The 26,800-nt window shown below is 39.1% G+C and carries 22 protein-coding genes; 5 read left to right on the top strand and 17 right to left on the bottom strand.

Annotated elements, in window-relative coordinates; all coding sequences use genetic code 11:
* Nucleotides 1-73 precede the first annotated feature (73 nt).
* From zipA to CWC11_RS16600, 6 genes are all read right to left on the bottom strand, one after another.
* Nucleotides 74-826, bottom strand: a complete 753-nt coding sequence (zipA, locus tag CWC11_RS16625; RefSeq protein WP_104642330.1) for a cell division protein ZipA — start codon at nucleotides 824-826, stop codon at nucleotides 74-76.
* A gap of 73 nt (nucleotides 827-899) precedes the next feature.
* Nucleotides 900-4,298 carry a chromosome segregation SMC family protein gene (locus tag CWC11_RS16620; RefSeq protein ID WP_138683574.1) on the bottom strand — a complete coding sequence of 1,133 codons (3,399 nt, stop codon included), beginning with the start codon at nucleotides 4,296-4,298 and terminating at the stop codon, nucleotides 900-902.
* A gap of 67 nt (nucleotides 4,299-4,365) precedes the next feature.
* Nucleotides 4,366-5,097: an RNA methyltransferase gene (locus tag CWC11_RS16615; RefSeq protein ID WP_138683573.1), complete on the bottom strand. Its 732-nt coding sequence runs from the start codon at nucleotides 5,095-5,097 to the stop codon at nucleotides 4,366-4,368.
* A 78-nt stretch (nucleotides 5,098-5,175) separates the two neighbouring features.
* Nucleotides 5,176-7,215: an FUSC family protein gene (locus tag CWC11_RS16610; protein WP_138683572.1), complete on the bottom strand. Its 2,040-nt coding sequence runs from the start codon at nucleotides 7,213-7,215 to the stop codon at nucleotides 5,176-5,178.
* 10 nt (nucleotides 7,216-7,225) lie between these two features.
* Nucleotides 7,226-8,086, bottom strand: a complete 861-nt coding sequence (locus CWC11_RS16605) for an efflux RND transporter periplasmic adaptor subunit (RefSeq protein ID WP_138683571.1) — start codon at nucleotides 8,084-8,086, stop codon at nucleotides 7,226-7,228.
* A gap of 5 nt (nucleotides 8,087-8,091) precedes the next feature.
* Nucleotides 8,092-8,295 carry a DUF1656 domain-containing protein gene (locus CWC11_RS16600; RefSeq protein WP_138683570.1) on the bottom strand — a complete coding sequence of 68 codons (204 nt, stop codon included), beginning with the start codon at nucleotides 8,293-8,295 and terminating at the stop codon, nucleotides 8,092-8,094.
* Nucleotides 8,296-8,529: 234 nt separating this feature from the next.
* On the opposite strand from CWC11_RS16600, the gene CWC11_RS16595 reads away from it, so the two are divergent.
* Both CWC11_RS16595 and CWC11_RS16590 read left to right on the top strand, forming a co-directional pair.
* The gene (locus CWC11_RS16595; RefSeq protein WP_138683569.1) at nucleotides 8,530-9,639 is read left to right on the top strand and encodes a YjgN family protein; all 1,110 of its coding nucleotides are present in this window, start codon (nucleotides 8,530-8,532) and stop codon (nucleotides 9,637-9,639) included.
* 9 nt (nucleotides 9,640-9,648) lie between these two features.
* Nucleotides 9,649-10,671, top strand: a complete 1,023-nt coding sequence (locus tag CWC11_RS16590) for a M48 family metallopeptidase (RefSeq protein ID WP_138683568.1) — start codon at nucleotides 9,649-9,651, stop codon at nucleotides 10,669-10,671.
* A 77-nt stretch (nucleotides 10,672-10,748) separates the two neighbouring features.
* Here CWC11_RS16590 and speB read toward each other — a convergent pair whose 3' ends face one another.
* Nucleotides 10,749-11,672 carry an agmatinase gene (gene speB, locus CWC11_RS16585; RefSeq protein ID WP_138683567.1) on the bottom strand — a complete coding sequence of 308 codons (924 nt, stop codon included), beginning with the start codon at nucleotides 11,670-11,672 and terminating at the stop codon, nucleotides 10,749-10,751.
* A 3-nt stretch (nucleotides 11,673-11,675) separates the two neighbouring features.
* Complete coding sequence (gene speA, locus CWC11_RS16580; protein ID WP_138683566.1) at nucleotides 11,676-13,589, bottom strand: biosynthetic arginine decarboxylase; 1,914 nt, start codon at nucleotides 13,587-13,589, stop codon at nucleotides 11,676-11,678.
* Between the two features lie 200 nt (nucleotides 13,590-13,789).
* On the opposite strand from speA, the gene CWC11_RS16575 reads away from it, so the two are divergent.
* Nucleotides 13,790-14,653 (top strand): alpha/beta hydrolase, encoded by an 864-nt coding sequence (locus CWC11_RS16575; RefSeq protein WP_138683565.1) that lies wholly within the window; start codon nucleotides 13,790-13,792, stop codon nucleotides 14,651-14,653.
* A gap of 2 nt (nucleotides 14,654-14,655) precedes the next feature.
* Nucleotides 14,656-15,276: a TetR/AcrR family transcriptional regulator gene (locus tag CWC11_RS16570; RefSeq protein ID WP_138683564.1), complete on the top strand. Its 621-nt coding sequence runs from the start codon at nucleotides 14,656-14,658 to the stop codon at nucleotides 15,274-15,276.
* Nucleotides 15,277-15,336: 60 nt separating this feature from the next.
* Here CWC11_RS16570 and CWC11_RS16565 read toward each other — a convergent pair whose 3' ends face one another.
* The 4 genes from CWC11_RS16565 to CWC11_RS16550 all read right to left on the bottom strand — a co-directional run bounded on the left by CWC11_RS16565 (nucleotide 15,337) and on the right by CWC11_RS16550 (nucleotide 19,762).
* The gene (locus tag CWC11_RS16565) at nucleotides 15,337-15,669 is read right to left on the bottom strand and encodes a YnfA family protein (protein ID WP_138683563.1); all 333 of its coding nucleotides are present in this window, start codon (nucleotides 15,667-15,669) and stop codon (nucleotides 15,337-15,339) included.
* A 121-nt stretch (nucleotides 15,670-15,790) separates the two neighbouring features.
* Nucleotides 15,791-16,660, bottom strand: a complete 870-nt coding sequence (locus tag CWC11_RS16560; RefSeq protein ID WP_138683562.1) for an MYG1 family protein — start codon at nucleotides 16,658-16,660, stop codon at nucleotides 15,791-15,793.
* Nucleotides 16,661-16,878: 218 nt separating this feature from the next.
* On the bottom strand, nucleotides 16,879-17,340 hold the full coding sequence (locus CWC11_RS16555) for a GNAT family N-acetyltransferase (RefSeq protein ID WP_104642319.1): 462 nt from the start codon (nucleotides 17,338-17,340) through the stop codon (nucleotides 16,879-16,881).
* Nucleotides 17,341-17,497: 157 nt separating this feature from the next.
* Complete coding sequence (locus tag CWC11_RS16550; protein WP_138683561.1) at nucleotides 17,498-19,762, bottom strand: sensor domain-containing phosphodiesterase; 2,265 nt, start codon at nucleotides 19,760-19,762, stop codon at nucleotides 17,498-17,500.
* A gap of 313 nt (nucleotides 19,763-20,075) precedes the next feature.
* Here CWC11_RS16550 and cysZ point away from each other — a divergent pair, with 313 nt between their 5' ends.
* A complete protein-coding gene (cysZ, locus tag CWC11_RS16545) occupies nucleotides 20,076-20,789 on the top strand; it encodes a sulfate transporter CysZ (RefSeq protein ID WP_171038443.1) in 714 nt (237 codons plus the stop codon).
* Nucleotides 20,790-20,850: 61 nt separating this feature from the next.
* On the opposite strand, the gene CWC11_RS16540 is transcribed toward cysZ, so the two are convergent.
* From CWC11_RS16540 to CWC11_RS16520, 5 genes are read right to left on the bottom strand one after another with little or no spacing between them, the layout of a single operon-like run.
* Nucleotides 20,851-21,372: a hypothetical protein gene (locus CWC11_RS16540; RefSeq protein WP_138683559.1), complete on the bottom strand. Its 522-nt coding sequence runs from the start codon at nucleotides 21,370-21,372 to the stop codon at nucleotides 20,851-20,853.
* A gap of 1 nt (nucleotide 21,373) precedes the next feature.
* On the bottom strand, nucleotides 21,374-24,679 hold the full coding sequence (locus tag CWC11_RS16535; protein ID WP_138683558.1) for a PKD domain-containing protein: 3,306 nt from the start codon (nucleotides 24,677-24,679) through the stop codon (nucleotides 21,374-21,376).
* Nucleotides 24,680-24,696: 17 nt separating this feature from the next.
* Complete coding sequence (gene rlmM, locus CWC11_RS16530) at nucleotides 24,697-25,782, bottom strand: 23S rRNA (cytidine(2498)-2'-O)-methyltransferase RlmM (protein WP_104642316.1); 1,086 nt, start codon at nucleotides 25,780-25,782, stop codon at nucleotides 24,697-24,699.
* Nucleotides 25,783-25,799: 17 nt separating this feature from the next.
* Nucleotides 25,800-26,168: a DUF423 domain-containing protein gene (locus tag CWC11_RS16525; protein ID WP_058547468.1), complete on the bottom strand. Its 369-nt coding sequence runs from the start codon at nucleotides 26,166-26,168 to the stop codon at nucleotides 25,800-25,802.
* Nucleotides 26,165-26,800, bottom strand: a complete 636-nt coding sequence (locus CWC11_RS16520) for an alpha/beta family hydrolase (RefSeq protein ID WP_138683557.1) — start codon at nucleotides 26,798-26,800, stop codon at nucleotides 26,165-26,167. The genes CWC11_RS16525 and CWC11_RS16520 overlap by 4 nt, the downstream gene beginning before the upstream one ends.

Genomic DNA, 26,800 nt, shown 5'->3' with positions numbered 1-26,800 from the left:
TTAAACCTCAAAAAACATAAAAAAAGCCACTTTTAGTTAAGTGGCTTAATAAAAAATAATGTATGCGTATTAATTACGCAGAAAATGCACGAACCTGCTCAACATATTGACGAACACGGTCAACACTCATTTCTTCACGCTCGGCATCTAAAATTTGTGCGCCAAACTCATCAGCAATTTTTTTAGCCGCGCTGTGCAACATATTAAACGCTGCAAGCCCATCGCCTTCGCAAGGCAGAGTCATAAATAAGCTCACACCCGCTGTGCTAAATTGTTCCATATTGTCTATATCAAACGTGCCTGGGTTGTACATATTTACCAGTCTGAATAACACTGGTCCTTGGCCTGCTGGGTCAATATGACGATTAAAAAAACCTTCTTCTGAATACTTAAAGCCTAAAGTGTTCACTGCTGGCAATAATTTACTGCCCTGCATAGTTAATCCTTCTGGCATTTGTATATGCACAATTACAAAGTCAGACATCTCAACTGGCGCAGTTTCTTCGCTTTGTGGCTGGGCTTCTGGCTCTTGCACAATTTCCAAATCATCTTCAATTGGAATTTCTGGAACACTTGTATCCATTTGAGGCTCGTTAGCATCAAAGTTAAGCTCACCAAATTGCGGCTCATCGCGCTGGGTAACTTCTGGCTCTTTTGGCTGTGCGGCCGGTGTATGAGATGGAGTCTCTTGCATTGGTTCTACCCGCTCGCTAGCAGGTACTTCTGGGCTGTCTTTTTTTCTAACTGACCATAAACCGTGTACTAATAAGCCACCTATGACAAATACACTGATCACGATTAAAACCCATCTTAGTTCTTCGGCCATCCCCTCACCTTTTATTATTTGATATGCCTAAACCTGTGCATTAGTAAAATACTAATACGCTTAAATTAAAATATTATGTGTGTGCAAGTTGCACTGCTTGTTCTATATCTACTGCTACCATTCGTGAAACGCCTGGCTCTGCCATAGTAACGCCAGTTAATCGCCCTGCCATTTCCATCGCAATTTTATTGTGACTAATATAAATAAACTGCACTGATTGTGACATTTCTTCAACCAAACGGCAAAAACGAACCACATTGGCATCATCAAGCGGTGCATCTACCTCGTCCAGCATACAGAATGGAGCTGGATTGAGCCTGAATATAGAAAACACTAATGATAATGCGGTCAGCGCTTTTTCTCCACCACTTAACAAATGAATTGTTGAATTTTTCTTGCCGGGTGGTCGTGCCATTATACTAACACCACTTTCGAGTAAATCGTCACTGGTTAACTCTAAATATGCACTCCCGCCACCAAATACTTTTGGAAATAGCTCTGCAAAGTCTTCGTTAACTTGATTAAAGGTAGCTTTAAAGCGTGTTTTTGTCTCAATATCTATTTTACGAATGGCACCTTCGAGAGTATTTAGCGCTTTGGTTAAATCATCTAATTGGTTATCTAGGTATTCACTACGCTGCTTTGCAAGATCAAACTCTTCTATTGCTGCTAAATTTACGGCGCCTAATTTTTCAAGCTGATTAGTTATTCCCGTTAACTGGTTTTGCGCGGCACTTAAACTTAAAGAGTCAGGTAATGCTTCGAGTATGTGCTTTAAGTTTTGTTTTAGCTCGTCTAATGGCTCAAGCGCTGCTTGTGCTTTGATAAGTAGGCTTTGTTCTTCAATGGTGAGTTTTTGATGCTGCTCTTGTAAACCCACCAGCTCACCTTGTGAATTCTTAAGGCTCGCTTGCTTTGTATTTAAACTTTCTTTAGCTTGAGCAAGTTTACTTTGAAGCGATATTAGCACCTGCTCACCTTGCTTGTGTTGCTCAAGCAAGCTTGCAATTTTATCTGTGAGTTCTTGCTCTGGAATGAGGAGCTCTTCTATTTCCTCAAGTAACTCTTTAGCGCCTTCACTTGCACTTTTATGCTCTTGCTTTGCATGGTTAAGTTTAGTTTGGCTTAGTTGCCATTCACTTTGTATTTTTTGTTCGTATAAACTACTTTGATGCGCTTGCGTTTTATATTGCTCAAGCGTGGTTACAGCTTGGCTATACTGCGACTCACTTTGTATTCGAGCATTATTTGCATTTGCTAAATCATCAGTTAAATTAAGCTGCTGCTCTTTAATTACTTCAAGCACTTGCACTTGTTCATCGCACGTTTTTAATAACTGCGTGTGCTCAGTTGTTAATGTCAGCTTTTGCTGTTCAAATTTTTCTAATTGTTGTAAGTGCTGAGCAACCTGCTCTTTAAGCATGTCGCTACGCGTTGTGGCTATGGCAATATTTTGTGCAAGTTGATGTATAGCCTCTTTAAGCTCGTTTAATTCATTACTTTGCTGTGTTTGCTGGGCTTTGCAATCGTCAAACTGCTGTTGTATGTTATGCAGCGCTTGTTGTGAAGCATTTAATTGTATTGTTTTTTCTTTTAGCTGTTTATGCTTTAAAAGCTGAGAGTTATCGGCGTTTTTATCGGCGCTAACATGCCAATTTCGAGCATGAAGCGCACCTGTTCTATCCATCACAGCAATATAAAAATCATCTTTTAGCAGTGTTAAATCGGCGACTTCGCTATAAGCAATGCGTGTTAGTAAATCAGGGTAAACACCCTTATTAATAAATGCAGCTAAGCTGTTTTTTGGCGCAGCTTTATTACTTTGCCAAACACTGTTATTACTTTGCTGTTTAGTTACATGTAAATGCTCAAGTGACTGCAAGGCTTGTTCAATTACGTGCTCAAACCCTTCTTTAACCACTAATTGTTTAAATAAATTTTGGCTCTGAGCATTTTTATCTTCAAGTCCAAGGCTACTCGTCAAACCAGCTATACTGGCTTTTAGCTCGTTAAGGTGCTGTAAGTTATCTTCAAGCTGCTTTTGTGCTTGCGCAACTAAATTAGTCTGCTCTGCAAGTTCAGCACTGCAATGCGACTGAGTAGTTTGCTTACTGGCAAGTTCTTGAGTGAGGGCTTGGCGCTTTTGTGTTTGCTCAACTAGCTGCTGCTCTATATCGCTACTTTTAAGTTCATTAATTTGCTGTTGTACTTGGCTTAGCTGATTACTTACATGCTCACGTGCTTGAACGCTTTGATTAATCGTACTTTGCTGCAATTGCGCTTTGCTATTATGTTCAAGCTGCTGCTCATTTAAAGCTTGCCACACACGCGTAGTTTGCAGCTTTTCATCAGCTAATAACTCTAATGTTTGAGTCAATTCATCAACTTGCTCGGTGCACATTAAGCTTTGTTCTGTGGCCTCTTGTAAGGTAATTGCGAGTTGTTCACATACACCTTGCTGCTGTAATTTAAGTTCTAAGCTTTGCGATTGACGTAGCTCTAGCTTTACACGATTTTGTTTAAGCGTTTGTGTTTGTTGTTTAATATTTATTTGTTGCTGCTCAGCACGAGTCAACTCAGTGTGAGTAACGTGTTGCTGATGCTGCGCGTCGCTTAATTTATCTTGTTGTGCTTGAACTTGCCCCTCTAGGCTTGCAAGTACGTCATCGTGCCCTGAGTGCGCCGTTTTAAAAAACGTTATTTGCTCATTCAGCTTTTTAATTTGTGTGCTTTTTTCGAGCTGTTGTTGATGCAGCTTTTGCCATTTTAAAACAGCAATTTGACCTTTTAAAGTGCGCTCTTGCGCCTTGAGCTCTCGGTATTTTTTAGCATCAACCGATTGCACAGCAAGTTTATCAAGCTGAGTTTGCAGCTCTTTGCGCACATCAAGTAATCGCTCTAGGTTTTCGCGGGTACTTTTAATACGTGTTTGGGTTTCGCGGCGGCGCTCTTTGTATTTAGACACACCGGCGGCTTCTTCTAAAAATACGCGCAGCTCTTGCGGTTTACTTTCTATTAAGCGCGAGATCATCCCTTGCTCAATAATCGCATAGCTTCGCGGCCCAAGCCCTGTGCCTAAAAATATATCGGTAATATCGCGCTTACGACATTTGCTACCGTTTAAAAAATACAGCGATTGCCCGTCACGAGTGACTAAACGTTTAATTGCAATTTGATTACGATCGGCAAAAGTATTGGGGATATCACCTTGGGTATTATCAAAAATAAGCTCTACAGAGGCTTGCGAGATAGGTTTACGATTAGTTGAGCCATTAAAAATGACATCGGTCATGGCATCGCCACGTAAGTTTTTAGCAGAGCTTTCACCAAGCACCCATCGCACTGCATCAATAACGTTAGATTTGCCGCAGCCATTAGGGCCAACAACACACGTCATTTGATCAGGAAATGGAATTTTAGTGGGCTCTACAAACGATTTAAAGCCCGCTAATTTGATAGTGCTTAAGCGCATCTTATTGTTATTACCGATTATTATTGTTATTAATTACAAACAATTTAACTCATAAATAGTTAAAAAGTTAAGCTTGGCGTTTAAAGTTATCTAAAATAATACCGGTGGCCATTGCTACATTAAGTGACTCTGCACCGCCAAAAGCAGGTATGGTTATTTTGTTGCTCACTAGTTTTGCACATTCCTCGCGTATTCCATGCGATTCACTGCCCATAAGCAAAACACCTTCACCACTAAATTGTGTTTTATGCACACTTTGCCCATCTAAAAACGCGCCATATATTGGCAAGTTTAAAGTTTGTAAATATTCAGGTAATTCAACTTGGCTTACAGATACTCTTACAAACGAGCCCATAGTGGCACTAATCGTTTTAGGGTTGTAAGCATCGGCGCTGTCGGTACTCGTTACAATATGCTTAATGCCGTACCAATCAGCAACTCTAATAATAGTGCCTAAATTGCCCGGATCTGATACGCCATCAAGGGCAAGTATTAACCCATTACTTTTTGGGAGCGCTGCAATTGGCATATTAACAATAGCAATTGCGGCATTATTACTTACCAGCGTACTTGCTTTAGTAAGTTGCTCTTCTTGAGCCTCAGTTAATTGGGCATGAGGATATTGGCTTTGATAAGTGTTAATAAACGCCTGTGTAGCAAATATATCAACCGCTTTTAATGGGCTGTTTAACAACTCAAGTACGTTTTTTTCACCTTGCACAAGGTATTGATTATATTGCTTTCGGTACTTTTTTTGACCAAGTTGGCGAATAAGTTTGAGTTGGTTTTTTGAAATCATAGCAGCCCCATAAATTTATCCCCGCAGTATAACAGATTTAACAAACACATCTGAACTTCAAAAACATGAAAACACCGATTATGCTTCCGCTATTTTTTTAGCGCTACGCTCAAAAGTGAGATTAATACGCATAAACATGCCTTTAATTGCTTCAACCTGATTTGTTTCGCCTGAAGCATCTACTAGCTCTGTGTATAAAGCGTCTGATTTGTTTTTAAACTCATCGCTACTTTTACCTTTTGTTGCCAATAAAAAAGCATCGGCAAGGGCGTGTTGCCAACTAATAAGTTGCTTTAAGTCTTTGCCCGCAAGCTGTGTACAAATAGATTGCAAGCGAATAGATGCGTGTCCTATGTTTAAAGCGGTTAACGCTAAGTCAGTGATCGCACGCGTATGAGAGCCTTGATCGTAATTAGTCAAACGCAGTAAACGATCTGACATTCTGCGGTTATACCAAATAGCAGGCATGCGCTGTTGATGGATATGTAATAAGTCTTGATGCGTTGTTTTAAACACTCGGTGAACAAGTAAACGTACACTCGGTCCAGTAATTAAGTGAAATACCCAATACAAAATACTCACACCCGCAAAAATAGCCATTGCTGCGCTTAAAGTATAATCGATAGAAAACGCCAAACTCATATCAGTACTTGGCCGCACTAAAATAGTAAACGGAATACAAAACCCTAAACCATACGGCAAAGTCGCTCTATCTGCCAGTAGCAGTAAACCTAAAAAGTAAGGCCCCGCTAGTACCAAAATTAAAATCTCTAGCTGCCCACCACTTTGTGAAAGTAAATTAAGCGCATAAAAAACAGTGACAAATGAGGCAACAGCAATACCTATTAATAAGCGCTTTAAAACGACCTTTAACATGGCAAGAGGTATGCGCGCCAACATGATTGAAAAAATAACTGGTAAAATCATAATCATTAATGCAGCTGATGAGCCTGTACTTACCCAAACAAATGCACCAATAATAAATACTAAGCTAGTTCTAAGTCCTACAAACATTCCCGCTAAAGGATCACGATAGGTCAGCATGCTAGGGGCATTTAATAGGCTTTGGTCTCGCTCTTCTAGTGCTTTATATGCTTTGAGTAATATGGTTAACTCAGAGGCAATTTCTAGGGCTAGCGACAACATATGCGATTCGAATGGGGAGTCGGTTTGATTATTCGCCTTAAGCGCTGTTAAGCGTTTTCTATAGGCCTTTACCTCATCTGCGCAATATTGAAAACTGTTTGATTTGGCAATATTGCATAAAACATCACTCATATTATGCATAAGCGTTGTTAAATCGGGTGTGATCAACTCAGTGTGACTTCGCTGCAAGCGACCAAAAATTTGAATTAGCGCAAGTAAAGAAAGTACTTTTTGAGAGACTTGGTTTGCAGCACGAGCGCGCCCGGGTCCTTTGGGCCCTTCGTACCTTACCGCGCTTGAATCCTCATTTATAGCGCCAAGAGTTGCCATTATTGTATCTATTTTTTGATGGCGTTTTTCGTGAGTGCACTTTTTATCTATTTCGGTAACTAAATAATTTAATGTTTGATTAATAACGGCGCGAGCTTGAACTTGTAATGTTTCTTTAACTTTTACAGGCCAAAACAAATGACTCACAAGCCCCGCGCAAATAGAGCCAACGACTATTTCGCTCATGCGTGATTGTGCGATATCAAATACTGCGTGGCTGCTTACAGTGGTTGGGTTTGCCATTACCAAAAGGACAATAATTTCAGCTGTTACCGCCGCCATAGCAAAAGCATAAACAAAATTAGCTTGGCGAACCATTGCCGAAAGTGCTGAGTTTAACCCTAGCCACAATGCTAAAGTCCCAAGCGCTAAATAAGGGTAAGGCATAAGCTGAGTAAGCAGCAATATACCAAATAAGCCACCAATAATAGTGCCCACAATTTGGCAAATTGCTTTTTCTACAACTAAACCGCTTTCTGGGCGCAGCTGTAAAAATATGGCTGAAACTAATGCCCAATAAGGCCTATCGAGGTTAAGGTACATAGCAACACTTAACGACATTGCCATAGCAATAACGCCTTTTGTTGCAAAAATAATGGCCTGCTTATTAGGGAAAAACAAATTCCTCAATACATCACCCAAGGTGTTCTCCTTAATGCGTATTGAGGTGGATTGTGGCGGTCATTCCAGCGCTAAGACGAACCTTTTCAGGTATCGAGTCTAATTTAATATCAACCGGAATACGCTGCGATAAACGCACCCAATTAAATGTTTGCTGCACCACAGGTAATAACTGCGTATTACTTTGTGTGTTTGTATTTGCAATGGCTTTACCCACACTAATTACGTGACCAGTTAGAGCATCACCGCCACTTAACAATGATATTTTAGCTTTTTGATTATCGTGTATTAAAGGGATTTTAGTTTCTTCAAAGTAACCCGTTACATAAAAAGAATCTGACTTAACAATTGCAAATACTGAAGTTCCTTGCGCTACGTAATTACCCTCACGCAGGCTTAAATTAATAATTTGCCCACTCACAGGTGCATATGCTTTTGTTCTATCAACGTTTAGCTGCGCTATTGCTTGCTCTGTTTTTGCAAGTTCATAATTAGCTTTGGCTATTTTTGAATTAATACGTGTTGACTCAAGGCTTTCTTCGCTGATGGCCTGTTGTGTATTTAGGCCCTTCCTGCGTTGTAGCTTGTGCTTTGCAAGCTCCCATGTATATAAGGCATTTTCGGTATTGGCTTTACTTTTATCAAGCGCCGCTTGATAGCGTTTATCATCAACACTAAAAAGTAAATCTCCCTTTTTGATGCTTTGCCCATCTTTTATATTTAACTTAGTCACCCATCCAGATACATCAGGCGAAACAGTCACTATTTCGGCCCTTATACGGCCATCACGCGTCCATGGTGTATGCATATAATCGGTCCATACCCAGCGCCCAGCAAATACAGCGGCTATAACAACTATAACGGTTAAAAGTATACGTAGATATTTTGTCATCTAATTTATCTTCCACTGAGTAAGTAAACGGTTAGGGCCAAATAACAAATAAATAAAGACACTTCAAACCAAGCGACCTTCCATATACGGTCGTGCCAATCTAAGCGATGTAATACAAACCGTGTAATGGCCGTTAAAACAAACGCTATAGGAAAATAAACAACCAAAGGACTAAACTCTATCCCGCCTAAAACAACAGCTTGCAACATAATAAACATCCATAGGTGTTTTGAAATGGTTAAAAATAGCGCCTGATATAAATAACCGCCTGATTATAATACTTTGCTCTTAATCTAAAATTAATATCGACACAGTTTTAAACCTGATGCTTTTACTTATAGCCTTTTAATCAGTTACTTGCAAAAGGCTGGCGCTATTATAAATATTGAGTTTTGCACCAAATTTAGGTAAATTAACAAAAAAACAACATGGATATAATTTTAATGGAATCAATACACCCTACTCCCCCAGAAGCAAACCCACCAGCAAACGAGCCAGCCCCCCCTATTTTTAGCGGTAAAGTACAGTTTAGCGGCAAAGGCGGTGAGTTTTTTGGTATTTGGATAGTCAATATTTTACTTAGTGTACTTACTTTAGGTATTTACTCTGCATGGGCAAAGGTGCGCACAATGCGTTACTTTTATGGCCACACTCGCATAGACGGACACAGCTTTGACTACCTAGCAACACCCATGCAAATTTTAAAAGGCCGTATTTTAGCGGTTCTCGTATTTTTAATTTACACCTTTGGGAGCAGCTTTTTTCCTATTATAGGCTTACTCTTTGCGGTTGCTTTTATATTTTTAATGCCGTGGATTATTAATCAAGGCCTGCGCTTTAATATGCGTATGACCCGTCATCGTAATGTGCGTTTTTCGTTTAAAGGCAATTACGGCGAAGCCTTTGTTAACTTTATACTGTTACCTATAGCCAGTATTTTTACGCTTTATTTATTGATGCCTTATGTTTTAAAACGTATCGACACGTACATACATAGCAATATTAGTTACGGCGATACGCCATTAACAGTTAACCTAAAAGGTGAAACATACTACTTAACAGCGCTTATTTGTTTTGTGGTGAGCTCTATCACTATGGTGATTTTTATGGCTATTTTAGGCTTGTTTGGGCTTGATTTGCTCAATGTAGAAAATCAACAGAACATGCAAGACCCTGCAGCCATGACACTCATGTTTGGTGCACTAATGGTCGCTTACGTATTTATGATTGCGATAGTAACCGCTGTTTGGGCTGCGGCTATTCGTAATCATATTTTTGATAACAGCCAATTTGAAGACGTAGCGTCATTTAAATCACAGCTTAAGCCTATTCCTTTTGCCATATTACTATTAACAAATATGCTGGCCATTGTGTTCTCCTTAGGACTTGCCTACCCGTGGACCAAAGTGCGTACATCTAGAATGCTTGCCGAGGTTACAACCGTTAATATTTACCCAAGTGCGCTAAATTTAGTAGATACTGCGCAGCAAGAGCAGTCATCGTTTGCTGAAGAAGCAGCCAATGTATTTGATATTGATTTATCGCTAACCTAAGAGTTTACTATGCACGTACAGGGACATTACTTCCCCAAAGCATCAAGTAATTATCAACAAGGTGTCGCTAATATTCGCGACACCTTGGTTGAAATTAGCCACGATGATCAGCTTATTTCAAGCTATGCAATAAGCGATATAACACTCACCGCTGGCCTTGCCGGGCTTGCTGATGAACTGCGTTTTAATGATGGCAGCCGCTTCATTCCAAGTGATGTAAATTATCGCTGGCCTTTTAAAACCGATAAGCACGACCTACTAGAGCGCCTTGAAAAAAGTAAATGGGCTATTTTAGCTGCCATTATTTTTACACCGCTGTTTATGTGGCTAATGCTTTATAAAGTAGTGCCAGCTATTGCTGTTTACAGCGTTGATACCCTACCGCGCAGTGTAGTAGAGCAAATGGGTGAGCAAAGTTTTACCTTAATTGAAAAACTAGCCCTTGATGAAAGCGAGCTGCCTATTGATCAGCAAGCCAAAGTACAGCAACACTTTAATACAATGCTTAATGAACTCTCGCTTGAGCCATCAGTTTATAGGTTATCGTTTTATAAATCAGATAGCTTTGGCGCTAATGCGTTTGCAATGCCCCATGGGCGTATTGTAGTCACTGATGAATTAGCTAATTTACTTGCCGATAAACCAGACGCGTTAAAAGCCGTGTTACTGCACGAAATTGGCCATGTTGTTCACCAGCATAGTGTACGTATGACTGCCCAATCGGCAGCCAGTACCATTGTACTTGCAGTTATATTTGGCGATTTAGAAGGTATAGCAGAAGTGGCTCTTGGCACTGGGGCTACGTTTGCGCAGCAGGGGTTTTCGCGTGATATGGAGCGTGAGGCAGATAGCTATGCCCTCATTCAACTTGAGCATTTAGGTTATTCAAGCAATGATTTTGCCGAGGCCATACAAGCGCTACAAAGTGCGCATACAAGCGAAAACGAGCATATTGAAAAGGTAAATAATTTACTCGAATATTTATCAAGTCACCCAAGTGCACAAGAGCGCATTGATAATGCCAGAAAGTGACACGCTAAATACTTTGCACCTCTAAAATAAAAAAGGTATGCCATTGCATACCTTTACGTAGTACTTAACTTATTAAGTTAATACTTATTTTTATGTGTCCACAAATGCAATAACTCACTGGCAATGGTTGCTGCGGCAATAGCGGTAAGCTCACTTTGGTCGTACGACGGTGATACCTCTACCACATCCATACCCACCATATTTATGCCTTTAAGCGCACGCAGTATTTTAAGAACTTTATCAGATGTTAAACCACCGCACACGGGAGTACCTGTACCTGGTGCAAATGCAGGGTCTAAACAATCTATATCAAACGTTAGGTAAACAGGTAAGTCGCCTACTCGCTCACGTATTTGCACTGCAATTTCATTGGCATGCAAATCGTTAGCTTGCATTGCATCAATCACTGCAAACTCATGCTTTGATTGGTCAAAGTCGGTGCGAATACCAATTTGTATACTGTGATCTACATCAATCAGCCCTTCCATAGGTGCATGATAAAACATAGTACCGTGATCAAAACGTGAGCCATTGCTGTATGTATCGGTGTGCGCATCAAAATGAACCAGTGCCATTTTGCCATGTATCTTTGCATGCGCCCGCAATAGCGGAAGCGTTACAAAGTGATCGCCCCCAAGGCCTAACAGAGTTGCACCTTGGCGAAGTATTTGCTCTGCGGCCATTTCTAGCTGTGCAGTAAAATACTCAGGATCGCCTACCGGGTAAGTAAAGTCCCCTGCATCTGCAACCGTTAAACGCTCAAACAAAGGAAATGTCCACGGGTATTTAGTGTCTTCCCATGCTAAATGAACCGACGCTCTGCGAATTGCATCTGGACCTAAACGTGCACCTGGGCGACCCGATGTTGCTAAGTCAAACGGTAAGCCTAAAACCACTACGTCTGAATCAATTGCATTAATATTTTGCACCATAGGACGACGCAAAAACGTCATCCCGTTTGAATACAATGAGTGGTCAACATGACCAAACAAGCTAGACATTGCTTATAACTCTTCTAAATAAGTGTAGCCATTCAGGCCGTTTTGCAACTCGTCTAAAACGCTTTGCTGTTCATTTTTATCTATTTTTGCAGACACTAACTGCGCGTACGACTGTTGAAAGCTCTCAACATCTAAATGCACATAGCGCATCATATCGGCCACCGTATCGCCGTGATTTATTTCGCTAATACTGGCAACACCTTGCTCATCCATATTGATAATGGCACTGTGCGTATCGCCAAATAAATTGTGCATATCACCTAAAATTTCTTGATACGCTCCCACTAAGAAAAAGCCCATTAGGTAGGGTTTATCAGCACTGTACTCAGGCACGGGCAATGTGCTTTCAATGCCTTGGCCATCAACATAGTGCTCGAGTGCGCCATCTGAATCACAGGTTATATCAAGTAATACAGCGCGTTTTTTTGGTGCTTCGGTTAAGCCACTTAATGGCAATACCGGAAACACTTGATCAATCCCCCACGCATCAGGCAATGATTGAAAAAGCGAAAAGTTTACAAAAAACTTATCAGCTAAACGCGCATTTAACTCGTCAATAATCGGGCGATGAAAACGGTTTTTATTATCCATGTGTTTGTTAAGCTCATAACAAATACGTAAGTTAACTTGCTCTGCCCACGCACGCTGCGTTAAATCTAAAAGCCCAAGTGCAAACTGGTTATGCGCCTCTGCTAAATCGCCTTGGCTATCGTGATAAATTTCAATCAGTGCGCGGTCGTCAGTTAAATCGGTTAACTGCACAAACGAGGCCCACATATTATTTAATAAAAGCGGTGCATCTGTTGCAGGCGCTTTTAGCTGTTCTGGTACGTAGCTTTCTGTGCCTATCACGTTTGAGATAAGTACAGCATGGTGCGCCGTTAGTGCACGCCCCGACTCAGAAATAATAGTCGGCATTGGTTGCTCATACTGCTTACAGGTATCGCCTATGGTGTACACAATGTTATTTGCATACTCAGCTAAGCTGTAGTTCATTGAGTTATGAGATTGGCTGCGTGTACCATCGTAATCAATAGCTAAACCGCCCCCAACGTCTAAGCATTCAATGCTTGCACCTAATTTGCGTAACTCACAGTAAAAACGCGCAGCCTCGCTTACACCTAAACGCACATCGCGAATGTTTGCCATTTGCGAGCCTAAGTGAAAATGCACAAGTTGCATTAAATCAAGCTGGCCTGCGTCTTTTAAACGGTTCACTACATGCAGTACTTGTGACGCTGATAAACCAAATTTAGATTTTTCGCCGCCACTTGCTTGCCACTTCCCTTTGCCTTGCGATGCTAAACGTACACGAATACCAATACGTGGTTTAACATTTAACGCTTTTGCTTGGCTAAGCACCATGTCGAGCTCAGAAAGCTTTTCTAGCACTATGTAAACTTTGTGGCCTAGCTTTTCACCAATAAGTGCTAAGCGCACATATTCTTTGTCTTTGTAGCCATTACATACAATCACTGCACTGGTTTTTTCTGCCATTGCCAAAACAGTTAAAAGCTCTGGTTTGCTGCCTGCTTCTAGGCCTAATTGTTTTTTTTCTAATTCAGCTTGGCTTGCTACTATTTCTTCAACTACTTCGCGTTGTTGGTTTACTTTAATTGGGTAAACTAATAAGTAATCTTTTGGGTAACCATAGTTTTCAATCGCGGTATTAAATGCGCCACATAAACTGTGCACACGATGATGTAAAATTTGTGGAAAGCGCACTAAAGCCGGTAAGCTTAAGCCTTTTTCTTCTAGCTGCTTTGCGATATCTGTCAGTGCAATAGTTTGCTCTGGGGCGTGAGCCTTTGGCGCAACATACACATCACCTTGATCATTTATACCAAAAAAACCTTGGCTCCAATGACGAACATTGTAACTCGTGCGAGCTTGTTCTAGTGATGTTGTCTCTTTCATTTATCTTTCTCTTTTATTTAATGAATGCCGGTTCGGCTAAGTGCGCGCATTAAAAGAAAAATAGACTTTTAAGTCCAACAAGTATTTTTACTCGTAACGAGTGATTTTTAACATTGATATAAGCTTTAGTAATTTAATTAAAAAGTACAACTGTACTTTTTTCAGATAAAATAGAACAACTGTACTTATTTGGCATAATTATGAAGCAAATTTATTTTAATCAGAGCAAACCACCCAGGTTTGCTAAAGTCACTAAAGCGGCAACATTTGGTTTAACTAAAACGTTCCCAAAATTGAGTGCTCGCCTTGCCATGAAGGTGTTTTGTAACCCGCATAGCAGGCGCCGATACGACTTTAGAACCGATATTCAACCAATAAATATTAAGCTTAATACTCAATTAGGTGCTATCAATTTGTATTACTTTAGCCAAGAGGGAAACAGTAAAACGGTGTTTCTTTCTCACGGCTGGGCAGATAGCACAAACCGCTTTACTGCATTAATAAATGAACTGGTAGAAAAAGGCTTTAATGTGTATTCAATTGATCACATTGGCCATGGTTATTCACACGGTAAAGTTTCTCATTTATACGGTTACATGCAGGGCTTAACCGCTGCATTTAATTATTTTGATGAGCAAAATATACTTATAGACAGAGTCGTTACTCACTCTATGGGCGGCGTTGCTTTATTAAATTTAGATAGCTCGTTTTTAAAGAACAAAAAAATAGTGATGATTTCTGCCCCTGCGCAAATTTTTGAAGCTATGTTTGAAAAAGTAAAACAAGTAGGCATTTCTGAACTTATGTTGGAAAATATGCTTAACAAGGTATCTGAGCAATACGGTATTAATTGGCAACACCTTCACCCTGATAACTCTAAGCATAAAATTAATGAGCATATGCTTTTTATCCATGATAAAAATGACTCTGTTGCTAACTTTGAAGCTATAAAACAGTTAACAGATAACACGCCTGCTACACTTATTGCTACTGAGAAACTTGGCCACGTTAGAATTTTAAAAAGCCAATATGTGTACGATCAAATAACAACATTCATGAGCTAAAAATGAAAAAAAGTGAGAGCACTAAGCTATATATTTTACAAAAAGGAATGGCCTTCGCGGCTACATACGGCTTATACAGTATATCCATTGGTAAAATAGCAGCCGCGGCAAATATGTCCCGTACGGGAGTGATCTCAAATTTTGCTAATAAAGAAGATATGCAAGTTGCTATATTAGCCTTCACAGAGGAAGAATTTAAAAAACAAGTTGTTGAACCATCTATTGATAAAGATGCATTAGTGCACTTGAATAACTTTCAGCAAAAATGGTTACAATGGCTAAGTTTTTTAGAAAAGTGCTGCCCTGAACAGCATACAAGTTGCCCCCTAATTAAGGCCTCTGTTGAATTTAAAGCAGACCCAAATTGTTTAGTAAGGCAATTTATGCAAGATCAGCAAGCCAGAATGATTAACTACCTCACTAAACTTGCAGTTAACTGCCAAGAGCAAGGCTATTTTAGTAACGATAAAGAGCCAAGTATTTTTGCTTATGAGTTTTACGGTTTATACACAGGGCATGTTGTGCAAACAAGCTTAATAGATAATCCTACGCTTGCGCATACTTATGAAAAAGTGGTGAGTGGTTTAATTGCTCGATATATGTGTAATACCAATCCGAAATAAATACTTAATCATTTTTCAGGGCTAAGCGGATGGGTATAAGTAAAAATTAACCTGATCTGTTTATGCGCTCTTAGGAGCAAAAATAATAATAGCCATCCCCAGTAAGGCAACCGCTGCGCCCACTACATCCCACACTGTAAGCTTTACGCCATCAACACCCCATAACCATAGTAAAGCCACGCAGACATAAACGCCGCCATACGCGGCATAAACACGCCCTGCTGCCACAGGGTGTAAAGTTAGCAACCAAGCAAATAATGCCAAACTGATTGCAGCAGGTATCAAAAGTAATATGGATTTATCTTCTTTGAGCCACAGGTAGGGTAAATAACAGCCAATAATTTCAGCAAGTGCAGTAATAATAAATAGCGCGATAGTTTTTACTTCAAACATAAAACCTCACGTAATTTAGATAATAAAAACATAACAAAGCTAAGTAACCAAAATTAGTTACTTAGCAATATAGCTCAAAGTACGGGTGATAAATCTCTTAACTACAATTTAGTTAAATAGATTACTCAGCCAACGCTACTTCGGCTAGCTTCATTGTACTTTCGAACGACTTAGTACCGGCAATAAATAAACCGTTATGACAAAATACAGCGTCATCTAAGCCTGTTTCAGCTTGAAACTCTTCATCAGATAAACCAGCCCACGCTTTAGGGAGGGACTTTCTATCTTCAAATGATCCTGGTTCAACCGGCACAGTTTGTATTATCCACTGCCCTGAATGAGACGGATAAACCATGAATAGTGCGTCACTTGATAATATATGGACTGTTTTTTTCCATGGAGTATATTTTTCAAGCACGATAACTCTAGCATCTTCGGCATTTTCAATTGCTTTGGCAACAATTGCTTTTGCATTTACACTACCGTGAGCTGAGGCAATAAAACGAGTTAGTAAACGTGCTGCAAAATCGACGGCTTCATTAAAGCACTCATCAAAATTGCCTTCTTCTTCCCATGTTGGGTTAAACATAGAAAGCGTTTGGCTAAGGGTTATTCCTTCAACGACACCTTTAACATAACCACAATCTATAGCATCAATATTAGAAACTAAGCCAGAGTCGACTCTATCAGCCACGGCTTGGTTATTATCACACAGCGCTAAGCCGTATTTTTTCCAAATTAAGCCAAATGACGAATACGGAGTACCGTTTTCACGCTCGCCCGCACCACCACGTTGGTGATGATCAAACCTGCCTGTATCTGGGTTATATTCACCGCCTACATCAACAACAATATCAGCACTTTCAATCAATGCTTTATCGCGAGTACGTACCAGTTTAAAAGAAGGTAAAACATGTTTTAGTACTGCAATACTAAATACATCGTCTGCATGAAAATTACCGCTGTGGGTTACTACTGTTATTTCGCTCATTTGTTTATTGCTACTTTTAAAAAAGATAAAAATTCTCGCTTTGTGTATTACTAATAATTTACAAAGCAGATTTTATACGAAGATAAGAGGTAAAAACAGTGAAGTATTTTTACAAAGAGATATAAGCTATTCATTTAGGAGGTTGGAGTTTATTGCTAAGCAACAATAAAGATGAAAGTGTACGGCATATTTTATATATGCCGCAGGTTGATAGGCTCTTATTGATTAAGCCCTAATTCCATAAATACACTTTGCGGATTATCGACATATGAGCCAAAGCTACCGCAGCGTTTAAAGCCTAAATTTTCATATAAATTGATTGATTGAGTTTGCTTCGGGCCCGTTTCTAAACGAATTAGTGGTATTTTTTTCTCGCCCGCTTGATGTAATAAAATTTGCATAATACGTCTTGATAGCCCTTTACCACGGTGGCTTGGTTTTACATATAAGCGTCTAATTTCACCGTATGGCTGGGTATCAAACTTTTCGACAATAGCACCGCAGGCAATAATACCTTCATCGGTTTTTAAGCCTATTGCATATACATTGGGTAAAGTTAACTCTTCTAACTCAAGAGACTGTGCTGTTGCGACAGGGTATAAAGAATTTATAAGTCGGTCTATATCGTCAAATACGTTAACTACATCGGGATCACTTGGATTCAAATCGACTAACTGCATAAAGCTTCCATTCATTGTAATAAGTTTATTAAGCTTTAAATAAAATATTTAAGCGAACGTAGCTTAGCATTGTTTAACTGAAAAATCTTTACTCCTTATCGCTCATATCATGTTCCATATCTCAGCTATAAAACTAAAAATAAATAGCCAATACCTATTACGAAATTAAACTGTGAATATCACTTTTGTCATTATGCCATTTTAAATAGTGTGCTTTAGGCATCGGTTTTGCTATTAAATAACCTTGAATTGAATCAATATTCATTTTGCTAAGTACTTCGTATTGCGCTGCTGTTTCGACGCCTTCGGCAACGACAACTAAATTTAGGCTTTTACCTAAACTAATTATTGTTTGCGCTATGCTAAACCCTTTGGCCTGATCCAATATTTTATCGATGAAACTTTTATCAATTTTTAACTCTTTTACCGGAAAAGCGCTTAAGTACGTTAAGCACGAGTAACCAGTACCAAAATCATCAATAGAAAATACAAAACCTGCCGAAATTAGCTCTTTCATTTGCACTATTGTGTGTTCTATATCACTTGAAAGCATGGATTCTGTTATTTCTAATTTAATTTGAGATGCTTCAACACCAAACTCTTTAATAGTGCTAAACAACTCTTTTTTTAAGTTAGAAGAGTTAAATTGACTTTGGCTAATATTTATTGAAACACTAAACGAATTATCGATTGTATTAGTACTTTTAAGCTCATTAATTAACTTACATATATCGCGCAGAACGACGTTTTGAAGGCTTTGAATAAGGCCGTATTGCTCTGCTATAGGGATAAATTCGTTTGGTGCTATTAACCCTTTTTTAGGATGATTCCACCTAATAAGTGCCTCAGCACCAACAACCTTACCTAATTGATTAACTTGTGGCTGAAAATAAGCACAAAACTCGTTAGACGCAATAGCCCTTACTATATCGGTTTCAAGCTCGGTTTGTTTTTCAAGCAGTGTTTGCAAGGCTGGGTCGTAAAAGCTGCTACTATTGCCGCCTTTATTTTTAGAGCGATACATAGCAGTATCGGCAAATTTTAAAATATTATCCGTTTGTGCGTTTACGCTATCAATAAGGCAAATACCAATGCTACAACTTACTTGAAAAGCAAGTTCGCCTATTTCAAATTTGTCATGAAATACGCTTTGAATTTTTGTAGCGAGTACTTTGCATTCATAACTCGCTTGCTGCGTATTTTTGCCCACGTGCTCTAGTAAAATAATAAACTCATCGCCACCCGCTCTGGCTAATGTATCTGAGCTTTTAATTATTGTATTTAACCTTTTTGATAACTCTACAAGTACTTCATCGCCTGCGCTGTGCCCAAGTGAATCATTAATTCGTTTAAAGTTATCTAGATCTAAAAATAATAAAGCACCAATGTCATTACTTTGCTTAATACTCTCAACACACAAGCTTAATTTATCACTAAGCATACGCCTATTTGGTAAATTTGTTAGTGGGTCATAAAAAGCGAGTTTATGCACTTCTTGCTCTGCTTTTTTTCTGATTGATATATCTCTTGCCATCCACACTACATGCCGCTGTGATGGATTGTCTGTGTGATAGTCATCTAAAGCAGCAGCTCGGCCTTCAAATATGACCTTTCCCTTGGGAACATCTAATTCGTATTCAAAAATTTGCATTTCGTTAGTAGCGAGCGTTTTTTTAATAACTGCCATAATCATTTGTGCATCTTGTTTAGGCAGTAAATCATTAACGTTTTGGCCAACAAGGTTGCTTGTAGACTCAAGTAGTAGCTCATTGGATGTACCGTAAACATCGGCGTATACGCCCTCTTCACTTAATATTAAAATGAGATCGGGCATTACTTTAGTAAAGGCTTTAAATTTTTCATTGCTTTGCTGCAAGTTAGTAACGAGCTGTTTGGTTTTATTAATCTCGTTATTTTTTTCAAGCGCAATACTTGAAAAGTGCACAAAAAAATCGATGAGTTCTAAATCGGTCTTTGAAGGAGCTTTAGGCCTTCTATGATAAATAGCAAAAGTGCCCAGTAATTCACCTTGAGTAGAAAAGACAGGCGTTGACCAGCATGAGCGTAAATTAAACCTCAGCGCTAAATCTTTAAAGTTTTCCCAAAGCGATGAAGTTTCAATATTTTCCACAATTGTGCGTAATTTAGTAAACGCAGCTGTGCCGCAAGAGCCAGCATTATCTCCAATATAAACTCCATTTATTAAATCACAATACTCTTGTGGGATCGTAGGAGCTGCACAGTGAAACAGTTGGTTACCTTTTAGCGATAAAATAGAACACATTGCCGTTTCATCATCGATTATTTCTTCAATTGCTAAACATATTTCAGTTAGCACCTCGCTTAAAGGCGCTCCTAGCGCAATTTTGGATAATATGCCTTGCTGGTGAGATAAAAGTTTTTTTAACCTGGCTGTATTCATATTTCACCTTCAGAACTTTCTTTGTACAAATTGAAACAACAAAACTCTCCAAAAAGAAGTTTTCTCTTACATAATACAATTCAGTATAGTTATGATTTTTAAGTTTATTATTTAATTAGAGAAAACTAATTAAATAGATACGCACTTGGTAACATTGCATATTTTTAAACATTTATTGGCGTTATGTAAATATAAGTTACAACATTAAGCCTAACACTTTGTTACTTAAAATAACTGTTCAAATTTATTAAGCTATTTATACTGCTAATAATGGTCAAAAATTTATGAGGTTATAGTGCAAATCACTCAAGGTATGGAATATTTTTTTTCCGGTTTTAAATTAATTAGCCAAAAAGGGCTTAAGCGCTTTGTGCTCATTCCGCTTTTAATAAATATTTTACTTTTTGGTAGCTCTCTGTTTTTTTTATTTGGCTGGTTAAGCGATGGTTTTAGCTATATTAACAACATGCTACCTGAGTGGTTAAGTTGGTTAGAGTGGCTAATGTGGCCTATTGCAGTGCTGGTGGTGCTGTTTAGCTACAGTATGATATTTACAGTAATTACTAATTTTATTGCCGCGCCTTTTAATGGGCTGCTCAGTGAAAAAGTAGAGCTCTATTTAACCGGTCAAAAAATTAATGACGATGGTTTTAAAGAAATAGTAAAAGACGTCCCTAGAATGCTTGGCCGTGAATGGACTAAACTTTGTTATTACCTGCCACGCGCAATTGGCTTTTTTATCTTACTGTGGATATTGCCTGTAATTGGCCAAGTATTATGGGTGCTTTTTACCTGTTGGATGTATGCCGTGCAATATAAAGATTTTGCTTTTGATAATCATAAAATCGGCTTTAAGCAAATGAAAGACGATTTAAAATCGAAGCAAGGTTTATCTTACGGATTTGGTTTTGCAGTTATGTTGCTAACCGCGATCCCGTTTATAAACCTAATCGTTATGCCTGTGGCTGTATGCGGTGCAACACGTTTATGGGTTGATAATTATCGGCCAAAATACCGCGCTAATTAAAGGCATATTGCCTTTAAAAGGTTTAACAGCCAAAAATAAAAAAGCACCTAAGGTGCTTTTTTTAATCTATTTTTAAAGCGATAAACTCAAGCGTTGCTCGCCTTGGCAACGCAACACTTTGCTTATCTACTTCTTCAAAGCTTTTAATCAAAATATTAAAGTGCTGATTGTTAAAATTTACGGATGTAACTTCACCAATTTTTATGCTGTGATTTTGCTGCTGATCAAACAGCGTTAGTGTTTTACCTTTTACACGCTCTACATATAAATAAGGTGTTTGATATGGCATTTTTAAACGAATAACATTGGTTTTACTTAACTCATGTACTGCCACCCAATTTTGATTCTGCATTAACGTATTATAACTACTCATGCCTTCAGGCTGATAAGCAACATCTTGGGTTATAACACAGGTTTTACAGCCATCAACTGATTCAACACGCCAGTCAACGGCTGTATTTTTATAATACAAATTATCATTTTGTAGTAACCACTCACGTGTATTATTAGTATCGCTACACGCGATAAGTAAGCTTAAAAAGCTACTACAAATAATAAGCCTAATGCCTAGACCTTGCTTCATACTATTGCTCTCTAATTGCTTTTAATTCAGCAATAATTGCACTACTTGGCTGCGCTTCTTTTATATATTTGGGCAAGGTTTCAATATTTGCAGGCGAACTTTGTATATTATTCACCTTACTATTATTAGTATTTGGTACGCCAAACCGATTACCTGCACTTTGCATATAAAACTGCAGATTGATCATGCTCCACTCATCTACATCACTTAGTATTGATATAGTATTGTCTTGGTTAGTATCAAAGCTTGTTAAGCTTTCGGTGTTAATTGCGTTACAGTTAAAATCAACAGGAAGTGAGCCGTCTCGATTTAAACCCTGTACTTCAAGTATTGTACTCTCATCTAAACTTGCTGAGCTACCACTTGAGTAATCAATAATAAAGTCATCTGTAGAGCCTAAATGACTATTGGTATTTGGTGTAATATCGCAACTAGCATTGCCTGGATAAAAACGCTCATAATAACGATCGCCTTCGTTATTACCTATTGTTGATAAACCTGCTAATTGATATAAATAGTTCATAGAGCTTAGATGATTAGGCTTAAAATTAACTTCTTCATTACCGCCATGATATAAGCCTAAGTTATGCCCTAACTCATGAAATATTGTTGATGCTTGATAGTTGTAAGTCACATTGGTTGCTACTTGCGTATCAAGCGTCAAACCCCAACCACCCATAGTGACCATTAAATCATTACCGCTTATTTCAGCAATACCCGACCCACTAATACTGCCGTCTTCATTACCACTACTGGCCATTAATAAGTAATGAAAAATAGGTCTTCGGGTTATATCGGTATATTCCATTTTATAAACAAACAAACTCGGGCTGCTTAAGTCGTATTCAAATGGCGTGTAATCATTAAAGGGCACCGTATTTCCGCCACCTAAATCAAAATTTTGCGGTGCTGTGTTTGTGTTTTGATCAAATAAATCGCCCACGTCAAAGTGAACTGTATAGCCTTTTTCTGCAAATACAGCGACTACTTTTTCAAGTGCAGTTCGATGCGGAGTGATGCCTACATCACTGCTATCCATATAATCGACTTCAATAAATATATCTTTTTGTGAGGTGCGCGCTCCCCACTCATAAAGCGGTAAGCCCGCAAATGTTGTACCCTCCTGCTCAGCACAATCCGGAATGCCATCCTCATCATCGTCTACGGTACAGCTGATATTGTTTGGCCCAGCGGGTGTATTAAACACAGAATAACTCCAATCAGTACTTTGATTAGTGTCTGTAGCATTAAGTTCGCGCTTTAAGCTGCCCCCTTGTTCAGAAAGGATCTGCTCTGAATTGCCTCCTTGCCATTGCGATGGCGTTACTGGCTCTTGTGATGAGTTTCCAAATTTTACAAAGTCGATTGTTTGCGTACCCGCGCTATTTAAAATTTCTGCAAAACCGTTTATGTACCAATAAGGTCTGACTTCATCATTTGTATTACCTATAAGCGCTATCTTAGGATTATTCAGTGATGCATTTGCTAAAAATTCATCTCCAAACTTACTTTGTAAAATAAGATATTCACCATTTTCAAGCTCTTTGTTAGGCAATGAAAATATCGTCTCTGCGCTAGTCGAGCTATCAACCATATTAATACTACGAGTTTTAAGCGCATAACTCTGCAAGTTTACCGCAGCTCCCGTACCGTTATAAATTTCAATCCAAGGCAGGTCGTTACTAAATTGCACAGAAGAGATTTCCGTTATTTTTATATCTTGGCTTGAAGTAGTAAAAGAAGTCACTGTTTGCGTTTCAATGGCCGTATCATCAAAATTAACTAAATCAGAGGTTACACGCACACTGTATTGAGTATCTTCGCTAAACGTGGCCGTTAAATTTACACTATGAAAATACGTGCTAGTATCGCTCGTCGTGCCCGATAAACTCTCTACATTAAGTGCCAAACATGTCGAAAAGCTATCGGCCGATATTTGCACACTTCCAGCACATGCCCCCTCGCTTGTATTTGTTACTAACGAACTAGTTAGCATAATGTCTGAAAACGAAATACTAACAGGGGAATCAACTAACACCGGCTCACTACTATTTGAGGGCGTAACACTACTTATTGTTGCAGGCGTAGAATCAACGATAGTAATGTTTAGGAGGAAATTTATTGTGTCTTCACCATCAGAGGCACTCAAAGTATAGCTTTGTGAAGAAATACTATTACTCGGTGGTGTGTAATTAAATATAAGCGATTGTGAATCGACAACACTAATTTGTGCGCCATTTAAATCATCTGGAAAGGTAACTTGTACAGTATCGTTATCGGCATCGTTTATAACCAAACCAAACTGTTTAGTTTGGTTGTACTGTACATTAATACTCACATCTTGCGCTGTGGGCGGATTATTGGGTGCAAGTATAACAACTGTTTTTTGAGTATTATTTGTGGCGCTGTCGTTATCTGTCGCTGTAGCTACAAATGTAATATTGGTGTCTTGTGCGACTGTAGGGGCATTAAAACTAATGCTTGTACTTGTTTGTGTTATATCAACAACAGGTCCATTAGTTTGCTGCCAAGTAATACTATTTATTGTGCCGTCACTATCTTGCGCCTCTGCGGTAAGTGTTACTAGTTCATTTTGCTCCGCCTGCTCTGGAGCCGTTATACTTATTGTGGGTGCAGTGTTTAATTGTGTTATCAAAACAGTTGTACTTGCTTGAGCACTACTTGCAGAATTATCAGTAACGGTAACGCTAAACCCAAGTGTTATATTTTCAGCTGCATTCGGGGCCGTAAAACTCAGTACTCCATCCGTTTGTGAAAATTCAACATTGTCACCTGCAGACTGAACCCACGTAATAGAACTAATTGTGCCATCGGTATCTTGGGCGTTAGCAACTAAATCAACTTGTGTATTTGCAAGTGCGCTACTTGGCCCTGTAATATTAACTGTTGGTGGATTATTTTGATTGGTAATGGTTCCGGAAAATACTTGCTCAGTAGAGGCACCAGCATTATCGGTCACGGTTACAGAAAAGCTAAAGCTAGTATCTTGTGAAACACTTGGAGCAATTGCCGTTAGCGTGTTGCCATTAGCAGCAAATGTAAATTCAGGGCCGCTTAGCTGTTGCCATTGGTAACTTGATATTTGACCATCACTATCACTAGCTTGCGCTGTAATAGTAAATGATTGATTAGCAACAATAACATTGCTGCTAATACTGAGTGTAACAACTGGAGCGGCATTGCCGGATGAATCACTTGAGTCGCTACTCCCTCCTCCGCCACAACCTGTTATTAAAAGTGATAAAAAAAGTAAACCGAGATATTTTATTAGATTGTTTTTTACCACTTGTGAGCCTCTACTTTTTAACTATACAAATTTTGTGGCACCTTAGTAACGTTTAAATGAACGGTTATTTCCTCACGATCGTGGTACAAGTGCTTAGCTTGTAACTCATAGCTTATGCCATATTTAGCAAGCTGCTCTTTAATCATCGTCAGGCATTCATAAACACTATCAAAGCGTTTTTTCATAGGCAGCTTCAAGTTAAATATCAGCTCTTTTGCGTATGCATTTACTGCCCAGTCAATCATTAGGTTAGTCACTTTGGTCGGTTTTTCCACCATATCGCATACTAACCAGTCAATATTTCTTTTTTCTGGGCGGTATTTAAAGCCATCGGCTCTAAAATGCTTCACTTGTCCGGTTTCCATTAAATCTTCGTTCATTGGGCCGTTATCAATTGCGCTTACAAACATGCCTCGGCGAACTAACTGATAAGTCCACCCGCCAGGGCACGCTCCTAAGTCAACCCCGCGCATTCCAGCTGCTACACGTGTTTCTCGCTGTTGCTCTGGGATAAATACATTAAAGGCTTCATCGAGCTTAAGCGTTGAGCGACTTGGCCCATCACTTGGCATACGCAGACGTAATATGCCCATAAAATAGGCTGAGTTATTGAAGCTATATGAATAACCTACGTAAGCTGTGTTATTCGTTAAAAATAGTGCGTGCATTACAGGACGGTTAGCTTTTGGCTCACGTAAAACAATATTTTTCTTTTCGAGGGCTTTTTTAAGTGGTGTTGATATTTTTTTACAAAACGTTAAAAGCTCTTTGCCTTCATTTGTATCGGGGGTTTCTACGCGTAGCTCTGAGCATAATGTAAAATCTTTAGCAGCTTCAACCACTGCACTTACCCTATCTTCTACAGGCATATTTTCAACTAATTTACCGGCAAACCATTGACGAGCAAATACCATATTTTTAAAATCGACTTTTTTGATTATTTCGTCACTATGGTGTGCTTCAAAGCACTCATAAACAACATAACCGGTATTTGGTTTGGCTTTCACATAACCTGCAAAACCTTGCTCGGCAGCATGAAACGTTATTTCAGCAGCAGCATCGCTTTCAAAACCACTACGACAGTAAATCACAACACAAGACATATTAACCCTTAAACTCTTTAAAACTTAAATCGTGCAACTTGCACTAAAATAACAATCCAACCAATAATAAAACATAATCCGCCAAGCGGTGTTATTGGCCCTAGCCACTTCATTCCACTAAGCGCAAGTAAATATAAGCTGCCACTAAAAAGTAGTGTGCCAGCTATAAAAAAGCCACCAGCCCAACTTAAATTTATGCCCCATTTAATTAAAATGGCCAGCGCAATAAGCGCAAGCCCATGAACCATTTGATACTCAGCAGCCGTTTTAAATACACCTAAAGAATATTCAGATAAACGACTTTTTAAACCATGCGCGGCAAACGCCCCTAACATAACCGACAGCATACAAAAGAGACTTCCGGTCATTAAAAATAGTTTGATCATTTCTGCTCCACTATGTGTTTTATAAATTCAATAGCACTAAACGCCGCTGCTTTGAGGTTTTCTTGTTCAGTTACTCCACTTTTTTTACGTGGTTTTAATGAATGATCTCCGTCGGTCAGCCACACAAAACTCGGCTGTTTGGGCATAGCGAGGGTTTTAAGCTCTTCACGTGTACCAAATGTATCTCGCTCACCTTGCAATACTAAAAATGGGCAATGAATATCGCCAAAGTGTTCTGTTCGAAGTTTCTCTGGTTTTCCTGGCGGATGAAATGGGTAACCAAATGCAATAACGCCTTTAACGGGCTGCTTAGTCGTACATGCAAGCATTGAAGCCATCCGCCCTCCCATTGATTTACCACCTATAAACAGGGGTAAATTTAGCTGCGTTTGCGTTAAAGTTTGCTCATAATAACTCAGTAACTTAGGGGCTCGTTCAGGTGGTCTACGTTTGTTGGTTTGTTTTGCAATTTGCATATATTCAAAATCAAATAAGCCTACATCTACGCCTTGCTCGCTTATCGTTTTTGCCATGTATTGCATAAAATCAGAATCACTACCAGCACCGGCACCATGTGCAAATATAAACTGCGCAATAGCAGGCTGTGTTGTACTTTTAAACCACTCAATCAT

Source organism: Pseudoalteromonas sp. S3178, from assembly GCF_005886985.1.
GTDB classification, from domain to species: domain Bacteria; phylum Pseudomonadota; class Gammaproteobacteria; order Enterobacterales; family Alteromonadaceae; genus Pseudoalteromonas; species Pseudoalteromonas carrageenovora.
This window is presented reverse-complemented; position numbering and strand designations above follow the sequence as displayed.

What these genes read in the sequence shown, in the direction of transcription:
- speA (WP_138683566.1), bottom strand. Translation starts at nt 13,589, where the DNA reads ATGAAAGAGACAACATCACTAGAACAAGCTCGCACGAGTTACAATGTT.
- CWC11_RS16570 (WP_138683564.1), top strand. Translation starts at nt 14,656, where the DNA reads ATGAAAAAAAGTGAGAGCACTAAGCTATATATTTTACAAAAAGGAATG.
- cysZ (WP_171038443.1), top strand. Translation starts at nt 20,076, where the DNA reads ATGGAATATTTTTTTTCCGGTTTTAAATTAATTAGCCAAAAAGGGCTT.
- CWC11_RS16620 (WP_138683574.1), bottom strand. Translation starts at nt 4,298, where the DNA reads ATGCGCTTAAGCACTATCAAATTAGCGGGCTTTAAATCGTTTGTAGAG.
- CWC11_RS16605 (WP_138683571.1), bottom strand. Translation starts at nt 8,086, where the DNA reads ATGACAAAATATCTACGTATACTTTTAACCGTTATAGTTGTTATAGCC.
- CWC11_RS16600 (WP_138683570.1), bottom strand. Translation starts at nt 8,295, where the DNA reads ATGTTGCAAGCTGTTGTTTTAGGCGGGATAGAGTTTAGTCCTTTGGTT.
- CWC11_RS16615 (WP_138683573.1), bottom strand. Translation starts at nt 5,097, where the DNA reads ATGATTTCAAAAAACCAACTCAAACTTATTCGCCAACTTGGTCAAAAA.
- CWC11_RS16555 (WP_104642319.1), bottom strand. Translation starts at nt 17,340, where the DNA reads ATGCAGTTAGTCGATTTGAATCCAAGTGATCCCGATGTAGTTAACGTA.
- CWC11_RS16590 (WP_138683568.1), top strand. Translation starts at nt 9,649, where the DNA reads ATGCACGTACAGGGACATTACTTCCCCAAAGCATCAAGTAATTATCAA.
- CWC11_RS16525 (WP_058547468.1), bottom strand. Translation starts at nt 26,168, where the DNA reads ATGATCAAACTATTTTTAATGACCGGAAGTCTCTTTTGTATGCTGTCG.
- CWC11_RS16565 (WP_138683563.1), bottom strand. Translation starts at nt 15,669, where the DNA reads ATGTTTGAAGTAAAAACTATCGCGCTATTTATTATTACTGCACTTGCT.
- CWC11_RS16560 (WP_138683562.1), bottom strand. Translation starts at nt 16,660, where the DNA reads ATGAGCGAAATAACAGTAGTAACCCACAGCGGTAATTTTCATGCAGAC.
- CWC11_RS16575 (WP_138683565.1), top strand. Translation starts at nt 13,790, where the DNA reads ATGAAGCAAATTTATTTTAATCAGAGCAAACCACCCAGGTTTGCTAAA.
- CWC11_RS16540 (WP_138683559.1), bottom strand. Translation starts at nt 21,372, where the DNA reads ATGAAGCAAGGTCTAGGCATTAGGCTTATTATTTGTAGTAGCTTTTTA.
- CWC11_RS16595 (WP_138683569.1), top strand. Translation starts at nt 8,530, where the DNA reads ATGGAATCAATACACCCTACTCCCCCAGAAGCAAACCCACCAGCAAAC.
- rlmM (WP_104642316.1), bottom strand. Translation starts at nt 25,782, where the DNA reads ATGTCTTGTGTTGTGATTTACTGTCGTAGTGGTTTTGAAAGCGATGCT.
- CWC11_RS16520 (WP_138683557.1), bottom strand. Translation starts at nt 26,800, where the DNA reads ATGATTGAGTGGTTTAAAAGTACAACACAGCCTGCTATTGCGCAGTTT.
- CWC11_RS16550 (WP_138683561.1), bottom strand. Translation starts at nt 19,762, where the DNA reads ATGAATACAGCCAGGTTAAAAAAACTTTTATCTCACCAGCAAGGCATA.
- speB (WP_138683567.1), bottom strand. Translation starts at nt 11,672, where the DNA reads ATGTCTAGCTTGTTTGGTCATGTTGACCACTCATTGTATTCAAACGGG.
- zipA (WP_104642330.1), bottom strand. Translation starts at nt 826, where the DNA reads ATGGCCGAAGAACTAAGATGGGTTTTAATCGTGATCAGTGTATTTGTC.